The organism is Archangium gephyra, from assembly GCF_042230915.1.
Lineage (GTDB): Bacteria > Myxococcota > Myxococcia > Myxococcales > Myxococcaceae > Archangium > Archangium gephyra_B.
This window is the reverse complement of sequence record NZ_CP102578.1, coordinates 3,989,678-4,002,271: the sequence shown is the minus strand read 5'-3', so window position 1 is coordinate 4,002,271 and position 12,594 is coordinate 3,989,678. Positions and strand designations below refer to the sequence as shown.

At 70.5% G+C, this 12,594-nt stretch carries 7 protein-coding genes; 2 read left to right on the top strand and 5 right to left on the bottom strand.

Features of this window, described 5'->3' with window-relative positions:
* Positions 1-22 precede the first annotated feature (22 nt).
* Positions 23-1,636 carry a glucan 1,4-alpha-maltotetraohydrolase domain-containing protein gene (locus NR798_RS16135; protein ID WP_375772359.1) on the bottom strand — a complete coding sequence of 538 codons (1,614 nt, stop codon included), beginning with the start codon at positions 1,634-1,636 and terminating at the stop codon, positions 23-25.
* A 145-nt stretch (positions 1,637-1,781) separates the two neighbouring features.
* A complete protein-coding gene (locus NR798_RS16130) occupies positions 1,782-5,279 on the bottom strand; it encodes a protein kinase (protein WP_375772358.1) in 3,498 nt (1,165 codons plus the stop codon).
* 468 nt (positions 5,280-5,747) lie between these two features.
* Here NR798_RS16130 and NR798_RS16125 point away from each other — a divergent pair, with 468 nt between their 5' ends.
* Both NR798_RS16125 and NR798_RS16120 read left to right on the top strand, forming a co-directional pair.
* Positions 5,748-8,018 (top strand): S41 family peptidase, encoded by a 2,271-nt coding sequence (locus NR798_RS16125; RefSeq protein WP_375772357.1) that lies wholly within the window; start codon positions 5,748-5,750, stop codon positions 8,016-8,018.
* A gap of 80 nt (positions 8,019-8,098) precedes the next feature.
* Complete coding sequence (locus NR798_RS16120; RefSeq protein ID WP_375772356.1) at positions 8,099-8,461, top strand: cupin domain-containing protein; 363 nt, start codon at positions 8,099-8,101, stop codon at positions 8,459-8,461.
* Positions 8,462-8,638: 177 nt separating this feature from the next.
* Here the strand turns inward: NR798_RS16120 and NR798_RS16115 are convergent, their stop codons facing one another.
* From NR798_RS16115 to NR798_RS16105, 3 genes are all read right to left on the bottom strand, one after another.
* Positions 8,639-10,057: a protein-disulfide reductase DsbD family protein gene (locus tag NR798_RS16115; protein WP_375772355.1), complete on the bottom strand. Its 1,419-nt coding sequence runs from the start codon at positions 10,055-10,057 to the stop codon at positions 8,639-8,641.
* Positions 10,058-10,196: 139 nt separating this feature from the next.
* Positions 10,197-11,444, bottom strand: a complete 1,248-nt coding sequence (locus NR798_RS16110) for an MFS transporter (RefSeq protein WP_375772354.1) — start codon at positions 11,442-11,444, stop codon at positions 10,197-10,199.
* 39 nt (positions 11,445-11,483) lie between these two features.
* Positions 11,484-12,497 carry a methyltransferase domain-containing protein gene (locus NR798_RS16105; RefSeq protein WP_375772353.1) on the bottom strand — a complete coding sequence of 338 codons (1,014 nt, stop codon included), beginning with the start codon at positions 12,495-12,497 and terminating at the stop codon, positions 11,484-11,486.
* Between the last annotated feature and the right edge of the window lie 97 nt (positions 12,498-12,594).

Here is a 12,594-nt window from a genome sequence, read left to right as displayed (position 1 = left end):
CGCGGCCGGAGGGACGGCTGGCTCAGAAGCGGAAGTTGCCGCCGTTGAGCGTGGTGGAGCTGCCGCAGGCCGCCGTGGTGGCCTCGCGGTTGCCGCTGGTGGTGGGCGCGTTGCTCTCCCACACCGCCGCCCCCGTCGAGGCGTTGTACTTGACGAACTTGTACTGGATGGCGGTGGCGGGGCTGAGGTTCACCGTGCCGCTCCAGGTGGCGTTGGCGCCCGTGCCCTGGATGGTCAGCTTGAAGCCGTTGGCCGGAGCCCAGTTGCCCAGCTGCGTCTGGTTGCCCACCACGTAGAGATCCTGCCCGAGGGTGGTGTTGGCGTTGGCGATGCTGAAGGTCACCGGCACCGTGGTGCACGAGCCTCCGCCCGTGGTGCCCTTCGTCCACACCGTGTAGCCCGACCCCGAGACGGCCAGCGTCCAGCCCGTGCCCGGGTTCCAGTCCGTGGCGCCGATCTTCATCGCCGTGTTGCCGTTGATGATGGCCGCGTACAGGCCGTTCTCGGCGCGCTGGATGGCCACCGTGGACGTCGAGGTGAGGCCCTGCGCCTTGCGCACGTCCATCAGCGCCTTGATGGGCGCCCGCAGGCCCCAGTCGTAGATGTGCGCGTAGTACACCGAGGGGATGCCCGGGTGCGTCAGCACGTAGGCATAGCCCTGCATCACCTTGTCACAGGGTACCGGCCAGTGGTTCTGCCCGTTGCCACAGGACTCGCTCGGGCCGGTGTCGTGGTTGTCCACGAACGTCACCATCTTCTGCGCCCACCAGCCGATGCCACCCGCCGGCTTGCCCGTGGCGTCCTTGAGCCGCCCGTACTCGTTGTAGGCCAGCGCCTGGTTGAGCAGGCCCTTGGTGGTGAAGTCGAACACGCCGCACGTGCCCTGCGTCCCGTCCACCCAGTTCATCAGCAGCTGCCGGTGCGCATCCACGTTGGCGTAGTTGAGGTCGGTCCAGATCTCCCCCACGCAGAAGTCCGGCTGCATGGCGTCGTGGTACAGCTTGGCGTAGCTGGCGCCGTAGCCCTTGGAATAGTCGTAGCGGATGCCGCTGAAGCCCACGCCCTTGAGCCGGGTGCTCAGCCAGTTCTTGATGTCCGTCTGGACGACGGCGTTGGTGTGATCGATGTCGCGGGCGGCGCCGTAGCTGTCCCCCGTGTCCGCGGCACCCGTGGAGCAGTTGCACTCGTCACCGGCGGCGACGGCGTACGTGCCCCAGGCGGGGTTGGTGAAGTCGTACCAGCCCGTCGTCCCCACGCGGTGGTTGATGACCACGTCCGCCACCGACTTCACGCCGGCGTTGGAGAAGGCGGTGATGGCGTTCTTCAGGTCGGTCTCGCTGCCATAGCGCGAGTTGAGGACGTTGAGCTGGCGCGGCAGGTAGCCCTGCGTGGAGCTCGCGTCGGTGGGCGGTGGGAGCCACACGTGGGTGAAGCCCATGGCTCCCAGATCGCCCGCCTTGCCCTGCAGCACGTTGTACCAGTTGGGACTGGTGGCGTTGGCCGAGTTCCAGTGAAAGCCCTGGACCATGATGGCCGAGCTGGCCTGGGCCTGCTGGGTGGCCGCGGTGGCCTGCCCTGCCGGTGCCAGCCAGGCCAGCACCAGTGCGGCGCATGACGACAGCATGGAGCGGTTCATCTCGTGTCTCGTCTGACGGGGAGGTTCGAGGGCGAGCGGTCCCCTTCCACCACTTTCGCCGCGCGTCACTTGATTGGCGCGCGCAGCGTGAAGTCAAGGCGCTCCAGGGCTTTTCTGGCCTTTCCCGGCTTCTGATGACCCGTGACTACGGCTCCGGCTCGGAGCCCTTCACCGCTGCCATCCAGTCGAGCAGGGCCAGGGGCTCCCAGGGGAGGTCGTCCGGCCAGAGCCGCACGTCGCCGTCGTCGCCGATGGAGACGAGCGACTGGCCATCCGGGAGGAACTCCACCGCCGTCACCGCCCCGGTGTGCCCCTGGAGCGCCCGGTGCGCCCGGGTCTTCAGGTCCCACAGCCGCACGCTCTCGTCCGCGGCCGTGGCGGCCAGCCGCGTACCGTCCGGCGAGAAGGCGATATCGAGGACATCGGAGACATGGCCCCGGAGCGGAGGCTCCTGGGGCTCGCCAGTCTCCGCGTCCCAGAGCCGCAGGCGGGGATCATGCCGGTTCCTGCCCACCACGAGCCTGCCGTCCGGCGAGAAGAGGACCTCCTCGAGTCCCGTCCCGCTCGAGTCCTTGCGCCACACCAGGCCACTCTCCGGATTCCAGAGGCGGAGGGTGTGGTCCATGCTCCCGGTGACGAAGCGCCGCCCATCCGGGGAGAAGGCCACGGCGCGGACCTCGTCGTCGTGGAGCCCCAGGCGCCGGCCCTTGCCCGAGGCCACGTCCCACGTCCACACCGCCTTGTCCTGCCCCACCGAGACCAGCCGCGTCGCGTCCGGCGAGAAGAGGACCCGGAACACCTTCTTCTCATGGCGGCCGAGTACACGCACCGCACCGGAGCTGATCTCCCACAGCCGCACCTCGCCGTCCTCGTCCGCCGAGGCCAGCCATCGGCCATCTCCCGAGACGTCGAGCGTGGTGATGGGACGGGCATGGCCCGGGAGGTCGCGCTCCAGGCGCCCGGTGCTGCCGTTGCGCAGGTGGAGCCGGTGGCCGCTCCCGGCGGACATGAGCCACCGGCCATCCCGGGAGAACACCGGTGGGACGAGGGCACAGCCGCGCTCCTCGCGCACGAGCGTCCCGGCCGCCGGGTCCAACACACGCAGCGTCCCCTGCTTGTCCAGGGTGGCCAGCCGCGTGCCATCCGTGGAGCGGCTCAGCGCGACGAGGGGCGCCGGAGCCGTCGCGAGGACGCGATGGAGCTCCATGTCCACGGCGAACAGGCGGATGGTGCCATCGGAGCTGCCCGCGGCGAGGTGGCGGCCATCCGGAGCGTAGCGGAGCGTGTAGATGGCCTCCGGAGACGCGAGCAGGACACGGGCCTTGCCGGTCGAGACATTCCACTGGTGCGCGATGGGGCCCTTGCCATAGGCGGTGACGTAGCGGCCATCCGGAGAGAAGCCGAGGCCGTTGATCATCCCCTCCTGGCGTCCGAGCATCCGGCTGCGCCCGGTGGCCAGGTCCAGGAACCGCACCTCTTCCTCCAGGTTCGCGAACACCAGCCCGCCGCCGTCGGGCGAGAAGGTGAGCGCCGAGGCTTTGACGGCGTGCTCGCCCAGGGGCCGGGGGTTGCCGGTGCGCGTGTCGAAGACGCGCAAGGTGCCGTCACGCCCCACCACGGCGGCCAGCTCGCCGCGCGGGGAGAGCGCCATGGCCGTCAGGTACCCGCCATCCTCCAGGGGCCGGAAGGTGCCGCGCGTCAGGTCCCCGAGCACCGCGCGCTTGCCGGGGGTGGTGCGGAAGAGGACGTATCCGCCGTCTGGCGAGACCATCAGCTCCTCGACGCCTCCGTGCCCCGTGGCGAACGTGCGCGGTGCACCGCCCTTCCGGTCCCAGACGAAGAGCTGGTCATCCACGCGGCTGTGGGCCAGGAGGTAGCGGCCATCCGCGGAGGCGGCGAGCGCCGACACGGGGCCGGCGAGCGTGGCGAAGAGCCGGCCCTCGCCCGTCTCCAGGTCCCACTGGCGGAGCGTTCCGTCCTTGCTGCTGGAGACGAAGCCGCGCGCATCGGGAAAGGGCGCGAGCCGCCAGGCCTCGTCGGTGTGGCCGGAGAGCACCTGGTGGGTGCCCTTCTCCAGGTCCCAGAGGCGCAGGGTGTGGTCATCGCTGCTGCTCACGAGGCGCCGGCCCTCGGGCGAGAAGAGGAGCGCGTTGATGACCTCCCTGTGGCCGCGCAGCACGGTGGCGAAGCCCTGGGCCCGGGCATCCGCCGCGAGCGTGCGCACCTCCGGCCAGCGGGTGAACCCGGGAGACAGGCCGCGCAGCAGGCGGATGGCCGCGAGCGGATCCGACTCCACGGCGCGGCGGGCCTCCACCAACGTGAGCTGGTCGGCCTTCGCCAGTGCCTGTTGCCGCGCCTCTTCCGCCTCGCGGCGCGCCGACTCGGCCTCCACCTGCTTGCGCTCGGCCCGATCCCGCTCGTCCAGGATGCGGCCGACGCTCACCGCGCCCAGCAGCGCCAGCAGCGCCGCCGCCACGCCCATCACCGACACGGCGGCCCGGTAGCGCCGGACGAATCGGCGCAGCAGCTCCACCCGCGAGTACTCGTACGCCCCGACGATCTGTCCCGTCTGGAAGCGCCGCAGATCCTCCGCCAGCTCGCGCGCGCAGGCGTAGCGCCCGGCGGGCTCTCGCGCCATGGCCTTGGTCACGATGGCCACCAGGTCCACCGGAATGCACCGCTCGCGCTGGGAGAGCGGCGGCGGCGGGCCCTGCACCACCCGCTGCAACACCTGTCCCGAAGAGCCCCCGTCGTACGGCTGCACCCCCGCCAGCAGGTGGTAGAGGATGGCGCCCAGCGCGTACACGTCGGCGCGCTCGTCCACCGGGTGGCCCGCGGCCTGCTCCGGCGGCATGTACGCCGGCGTCCCCATCACCGTGCCCACCCGCGTCATGCCCCCGTCCTCGGAGTCCGAGGCCGTGCCCATGCCCGTGCCGCTGGCCCCCTCGGACCCGGGGCCGTGCTCGCGCGACAGATCCTTGGCCAGGCCCCAGTCGATGACGACCGTCTCGCCGAAGGCCCCCACCAGCACGTTGGCCGGCTTGAGGTCGCGGTGGATGATGCGCTCGGAGTGCGCGTACGCCATGGCCTCGGCCACCGCGAGCACGTGCGGCAGCAGCGCCAGGCGCTCCTCGAGCGTCTTGCGCTCGGCGATGACGTCCGCCAGCGAGCGGCCCGACACCAGCTTCATGGCGAAGAAGGGCTCTCCCCCCGGCCAGCGCCCCGCCTCGTACACGGGCACGATGGCGGGGTGCTGCAGGCGCGCGGTGACGAGCGCCTCGGCCACGAAGCGCGACTCGGCCTCGCGGGCCGGCGCGAGCATCTCCTTGATGGCCACGGGCCGGTCCAGCCGCAGGTCCCTCGCGCGCAGGATGCGGCCGATGCCACCGTGGGCCAGCTCTCCGGCGATGGCGTAATGGGACGGGTCCACCACCGGCAGCGTCGCGCCCGGGGCCGCCTCGGAGGCCTCGAGGGCGGCCACGTTCACGCCCGCGTGCAGTGTGGTGGCGGTGCCGAGGGTGGACTCACCCGGCGAGCCGGTGTCCGGCGGGCGGGGGTGCACGAACGTCGCCGCGCTCCCGGAGATGGATGCGTCCGGCCCCTCCGTGGGACCGGCTCCCTCTTGCCGCATGGTCTGGCTCATGGATGCCTCCCCGGGCCGCAACCGTGCGAGCCCTCGTGGCGTCCGTGAGTCTAGCCCCAAAAAAAACCGCGGCCCGCTTCCCGATGCCCCCCGGCATCAAGAAGCGGGCCACGTAGAGTCCCGCGTGCCCCCCCGGACCTCGCGGGAATCCAGAGGCGCCTCCCCCCTTTGCACTGCAAGGCGCCTCCTGGGGTATTCTCAGCTCCGAAGTGCAAGCCCCCTCGCTCTGCGGAACCGCCCCCCGTTTTCTGAAAGCACCTTCTCATGGCCGCTCGGCTGGCGCTGTGAGTTGGCTCACTCCAACGGTGTGAAATGGTTCACACCCCCCTCCCCGGCCCGCACTCCGGGTGCGGGCAAGCAGGCGCTCCCAGCGGGTCCCCCGGCGCCGCGACCACACTCCCCACTTCGGTGGAGCGCGGGTGGTGCGATACCGTTGGGACCCAAGACGTTCTTCTTCCAGGAAGGTACATGCTGCGCACCCTTCTCACGAGTCTCGCTCTGGCCCTCGGCCTCGCCGCATGGACCGCGTCGGCGGCGGAGCCCACCCCCAAGGCCCTGCCCTCCCGGGAGGAGCGTTTGGAGAGCCTGGCCCGGCTGTGGGGTCAGGTGCGCTACCGCCATCCCGCGCTGGCCTACAAGAACATCGACTGGGATGCCGCGCTCGTGGCCGCCATCCCCCGGGTGGAGGCCGCCAAGGATCGCGCGGCCTACGCCGCGGCCGTGCAGGACATGCTGGACGAGCTGAAGGATCCCGCCACGCGCATCCTGCGCCCGGACGAGCAGCAGGAGGGGACGCAGAAGGGGCCCTCGGTCCCGGTCCGCGAGCTGCGCACCTGGGAGGCCAAGGACGTGCTCGTGCTGGATCTGCGCGCCGTCAGGGACTCCGCCGTCATGGCCACCCTGCGCACCCGGCCCGAGGAGCTGCGCCCGGACATCTCCAAGGCCAAGGCCGTCATCGTGGATCTGCGCGCGCGGGGGCTGGAGCCCAACGCCGTCTGGTCCATGTCCACGGCGCTCGGCCGGCTCCTGCCGTTCCTGATCAGCGAGGAGCTGCAGGTCCCCGGCGAGCGCACGGTGTTCCACTCGGGCTACCGCGCCCAGACGCTCGGTGGGACGAGCGGCGGCTACACCACCTCGTTCCTCACCACGGCGGGCGAGGAGCTCGCCCCCAAGGCGGACAAGGCGCGCCCGGTCATCTTCCTGCTGGATGACAAGTCGTACCTGGATGCGCGCGCCCTGACGATGAAGGCCCAGGGGCTGGCGCAGCTCGTCACCGAGGGGCGGCTGGACGATGGCGCGGTGGTGGACCAGACGCAGGTGGAGCTCGGCGCGGGGCTGACGGCCTCGGTGCGGCTGAGCGAGCTGGGCATTCCCATGCGCGCGGACGCCGTGCTGCCCAAGCGCGCGCGCTCGGACAAGGACGAGACGCTCCAGAAGGCGCTCGACCTGGCGAAGAAGCCGGCGAAGAAGGGCAAGGCGGCGCGCGAGGCCGAGCTGCCCCCCGCCCGCTGGCAGGCGGACCGCAAGTACGAGGAGATGCTCTACCCGAGCCGCGAGTACCGGCTGCTCGCGCTCTTCCGGCTGTGGAACGTCATCCACTTCTTCTACCCGTACAAGCACCTGCTCAGCCGCGACTGGGACGGCGCGCTGACCACGTTCCTGCCGAAGTTCGAGAAGGCCAAGGACGCGTCGGAGTACGCGCTCGCGGTGGCGGAGATGAGCACGCTCGTGCAGGACGGGCACACCAACCTGCGCGGCCACCCCGAGCTGGAGAAGCGGGGCATCACTGGCGTGAGTGCGCCCTTCGAGGCGATGGAGCTCGACGGCGCGGCGGTGGTGATGAGCGTGTGGAACGCGGAGGCCGCGCCGGGGCTCGCGCGGGGCATGGTCATCGAGACGATCGACGGCAAGCCGCTGGCCGAGCGGATGAAGGCGCTGGAGCCGTATGTGACGGCCTCGCACCCGGTGCACCTGCGGCACCGGCTGCTGGCCAAGGCGCTGGCGGGGCCCGAGGGCTCCCAGGCGACGCTGGGCGTGCGCGACGGCGGGCAGACGAAGCAGGTGCGCTTCACCCGGAGCATCCAGTCGCTGCAGAAGCCCAAGCAGGGCGAGGCGTACCGCGTGCTGGCGGACAACACCGGCTACGTGGACCTGACGCGCCTGCAGACGTCCGAGGTGGCGGCCATGTTCGAGAAGCTCAAGGGCACCAAGGCCATCGTCTTCGACATGCGCGGCTACCCGAACGGGACGGCCTGGGCCATCGCGCCGTACCTCAACACGCGCAAGGCGCGGCAGGCGGCGGTGTTCGAGCGCAACGTCGTGTCGGCGGCCGAGACGACCGGCCGGTACAAGTTCATCCAGGAGCTGCCCAAGGCGGACGTGCCCCTGTACCGCGGCAAGACGGTGATGCTCATCGACGAGCGCGCCATCAGCCAGTCCGAGCACACGGGCCTGTTCTTCGAGGCCGCCAACGGCACCACGTTCATCGGCAGCCCCAGCGCGGGCGCCAACGGCGACATCACGGACCTGGTGCTGCCCGGTGGCATTTCGATGATCTTCACCGGCCACGACGTGCGGCACGTGGACGGCCGCCAGTTGCAGCGGGTGGGCCTGCGGCCCCAGGTCTTCGTGCGGCCGACGCTCCTGGGCATCCAGGCCGGCAGGGACGAGGTGCTGGACAAGGCGCTGGAGTACCTGCGGGGCGGCAGCGCGGCGGTGGCCGGCGACTCGTTCCGGTAGGAGCACCGGGACTTGTCCCCCGGGGAGGGCCGGGCGCTGGTAGCTTTCCAGCGCACCGTCCCCCTACCCCGGAGAGAGACATGCCGACCCTCATTCCCGCTCCCACGCGCGTCACCGCCGCGGGCAACAAGCCCAAGCTGATCGACGAGTACGTGGGGCGGGTGAACACGAAGCAGGCCGAGCTGAGCGTCGCCCACATGCGCAGCCCCGGCGGGTGGCTGGAGCCCGGCCAGACGCCCGAGTTCCGCGAGATCACCGTCGTCATCAAGGGCGTGCTGCGCGTGGAGCACCAGGGCGGCCAGCTGGACGTGCGCGCGGGCCAGGCCGTCATCACCGAGCCCGGCGAGTGGGTCCGCTACAGCACCCCCGAGGCCGATGGCGCCGAGTACATCGCCATCTGCCTGCCGGCCTTCTCGCCCGACACCGTCCACCGCGACGCGTAAGCCCGCGGCCATTTCCCCTCGCCCCCCGGGAGAGGGACGGGGTTAGGGTATCGGGTGAACCCGGGTTGAACCCCCTGCCCCCACTGCGGGCCACGGGTTGAAGAACGGGCCCGGGCACCCTCACCCTGACCCTCTCCCGAAGGGAGAGGGGACAGTGGGTCACTTCCCTGAAGGGGATTAATCGACCTTCTTCATCTCCACGACGAAGGAGCGCGGCTCGAGGAAGCCCGTCACCCTCGGGGCGCGCAGCATCTCCCCGTTGGACGAGATGAAGGCCACCGTGGGCAGGCCCTCCACCCCGAAGCGCTCCATCAGCGCGTCCAGCGCGTCATCGCTGTTCGTCGCGTCCACCTTCACGTTGATGAAGCGCCCCGACTCGCTGATGACCTCGACGGCCGGGTACGTCTCCCGGTCCAGCTCCTTGCAGGCCGCGCACCACTCCGCGAAGAAGTCGATCATCACCGGCCGGCCCTCGCTCTTCGCGCGGGTCAGCACCTGCTCGAGGGACTCGGGCGAGAAGCTGTTGCCCTTGGCCGGCAGCACCGCGTGCCACTCGAAGGTGGGCGCCTTGGGCGCCTCCATCACCCCGAGCGACACCCAGAGCGCCCCCGCCGACTTCGCGTCCATGGCGCCGCCACGCAGCACCAGCGCCACCACCACCAGCGCCACGCCGAAGCCCTTGAGCGTGAAGTCCCGCGCGCCCTCCTTGAAGGACAGGTGGATGGCGCCCAGCAGCACGCCCACCACCGCCAGCACCGAGGCGATGAGCGCACCCGGCGTCCGGCCCAGTTGCTCGGCCACGCCCTTCACCGCCCCGCCCACCGCGGGGAAGCCGTCCCGGAGGTACGAGATGGCGAGCGCCACCAGCACGATGCCCAGCACGCTCTTCACCCACTCCATCCACACCCCGCCCCGGGGCAGGCGCACGGTGAAGACGCCAATGAGGAAGAAGGGCACGCCAATGCCCAGCGCGTAGATGAAGAGCAGCACCGCGCCCAGCACCGTGCTCTGCGACTTGGCCACGAAGGCCAGCAGGCCCGTCAGCACCGGCCCGGTGCACGGGGCCGCGAGGAAGCCGGACACGCTCCCCATGAGGAAGGCGCCCGTGAGGCCCGAGCCGCCCACCGAGTTGAGCCGCTGCTGCAGCCCCTGGGGCAGCGCCAGCTCGAAGGCGCCGAACATGGAGGTGGCCAGCAGCAGGAGGAACAGCGCCAGGCCCGTCACCACCACCGGACTTCCCAGCATCGAGCCGAAGGCCTGTCCCGTCTTCGCCGCCAGCACGCCCAGCCCGCTGAACACCACGCCCATGCCGATGATGTAGGCGCTGGTCAGCACGAGCGCCTTGCCCCGGCCCTCGGCCTTGCGCGCCCCGAAGACGGACACGGTGATGGGGATGAGCGGGTAGACGCAGGGCGTCATCGCGGTGAGCAGGCCCCCGGCGAACACCGCCGCCGCGCCGAGCACGAAGCTGCCGGACTCGAGGAAGCGCGCTGCGTCCAACCCCGAGCTCGGGCCCGTCGGGAGGAGCCAGGGAACGACCGCCACGGCCAGTCCGAGTACCGCCGCAATGATTCCCACCTTCTTCTTCGCGTCCATGTCGCTCCTGTCACCTCGCGGCCCCCTATATACGCGCGAGCGGCCGGTGGTTGCACCCGAGGTTGTTCCCGGGTGCGCGCTCCCCCTCCTTCGCCTCGTCCCTTGGCCGAGGGGCGGGCTTCCCCAGGGGCCACGGCTCCTACACGGAGGGAGAGGCGGACGAGGGCGCCGGCGCCCTGCGCTTCAAGGGCACCAGGAGCCCCACGAAGGCCACCGAGAGCACCGTGCCGAGCAGGAACACCTGCGCGTAGCTCCAGTGCAGCTTGGAGTACAGGAGGCCGGCGAGGGGCCCGCTCGGGCCCTTGCCAATCACCTCCACGCTCGCCAGCAGCGTGTAGTGCGTGGCCCCGATGCGCCGGTCCACCCGCGACATCATGAACGCGAACATCGTGGTGGTGAGCACCCCCCCGAAGAAGTGCTCCGCCACGGTGGCGGCGATGACGCCCGTCTCGGTGGGACCCTGGAGCGCCAGCCACCACTCCCACCCGAGCGGGAACACGCGCAGGCACGAGGCGAGTGCGAGCGCCCCCAGCACCGGCATCCGCGTGGCGAGCAGCCCTCCCGCGGCCGAGCCGAGCAACGACGCCACCGTGCCCCACGTCCCCACCCACTGGCCGATCTGCGAGGCCTTGAAGCCCGCATCGACGAGGAAGAGCTTGAAGAGCACGTCCACCATCGTCTCGCCCAGCTTGTAGGTGCCGATGAAGAGCAACATCCACCCCGTGCCGGGCAGCAGCAACACGGCGCGAAGCTTGTCCCGCAGCTCGGACCAGGACAGCCGCTCATCCTTCGCTCCGGGTTCCACCGTGCGCCGGGGCTCCCGCGTCCCGAGCACCACCCCGAGCACCAGCAGCGACAGCGCCGCCATCGCCAGGAAGAGGCCCCGCCAGTGGATGACGTCGATCATCCAGACGAGCAGCCCCCCCGCGGTAAGCATTCCCAGCTTGTAACCCATCACCTGGGCCGAGTTGCCGCCCCCCAGCTCATGGGGCTCCAGCAGATCCACCGCGAAGCCGTCCACCGCGATGTCCTGCGTGGCCGCGAAGAGGTTCATCAGGAAGACGAGCCCGAGCAGCAACGGCAGCCGGCCCTCGAGGGGCACGAAGGCCGCCGCCGCGCAGGTGAGCACCAGGCCCAGCTGCATGGGCACTATCCACGACTTGCGCCGGCCGATGCGCTCCGAGCCGTAACGGTCCACCAGGGGCGCCCACAACGCCTTGAGCATCCACGGGAGCGCCAGCACCTCGAGGAAGGTGATGGTCAGCACATCCACGCCGCCCGCGCGCAGGTAGATGGGCAGCGCCTTGGCCTGAAAGCCGTAGGGCATGCCCTGCGCGAAGTACAGCGCGCCGAGCAGCCCCACCTTCCGGTACGAGAGCCTCTTCACCTCTCGAACCCTAGCGGAGAACCACCCCGCGCGCTCGCCCTACCCCTCCTTGCGCAGCACCAGCAGCTTCGACATGTACCAGCGCTCCGTCTTCACCACCCGCAGCCCGTGGCGCGCGAAGAGCTCCGGCAGCTCCAACCGCGTGTAGTCCTGGAAGTAGGGCTCGTTGAAATACGCCTCGAAGTGCTCGAAGGGGCCCAGCTCCCCGGGGGTCTCCTCCGCCTGCTGGATGGCATCCATGAAGAGCAGCGTCCCCCCCGGCTCGAGCACCCGCGCCATCTCCGCCGTGACGCGCTCGATGGCCGGCAGCGGCAGCTCGTGGAACAGCCAGATGCAGGTGAGCAGATCGAAGCGCTCCGTCCACTCCGGCAGCAGCTGCTCGGCGTTCATCTGCAGGAGCGTGGCCTTGCGGCGCAACAGCCGGGCCGCCTCCAGGTAGGCCGGAGAGAGATCGATCCCCGTGTACCGGTGCCGCCGGTTCTGCAGCCACGCCTGGCCCATCCACGTCGCCGGGCCACACGCCACGTCGAGGATGTCCAGGTGGCTGCCCTCGGGAATCTCGTCGATGACGCCCTGGCGCATGAGCCGGTTGGCGCCCATGAAGAGGAAGCGGATCTGCCACTCGTACGTCAGCGCCGCGCGCAGCGACAGGCCCCCGTTGGCCTGGTTGTGGAAGTCGGTGAGGTAGTAGTCCGGGTAGGGGAACGAGTCCTCCGGCTCCACCGGCAGGGCCTGCAGCCCGTTGCGCTGCTTGTAACGCACGCGCCCGATGTCCGAGAGGATGGCCCCGAGGAACAAAGGCAGCGTGAAGAGATCCTCCCGCTCGGCCCGCGCCAGGGCCTCGCGCTTGCCGGGCTCCGCCAGCACACGCTCGTGCAGGTCCATGGCCCCCGTGAAGCTCTTCTTGAAGAAGGAGAGATCCACGCCATCGAGGGGCAGCGCGCTGGCCCAGCCGGTCATCAGTCCACTCGCGTGGAGCCCCACCCGTCCGGCCGTGCGCAGGCGAGGCAGCACCTCCGCGAGCGGGGCACTGAATTGCCCGAGCTGTGCCAAAGAACTAGAAATCGTGGAAATCGCGGTAGACATGGACTCCCAGTAACATTCGGGGCTGACATGTCCAACCCAAATGGCATCGTCGCATGGCCTGAGA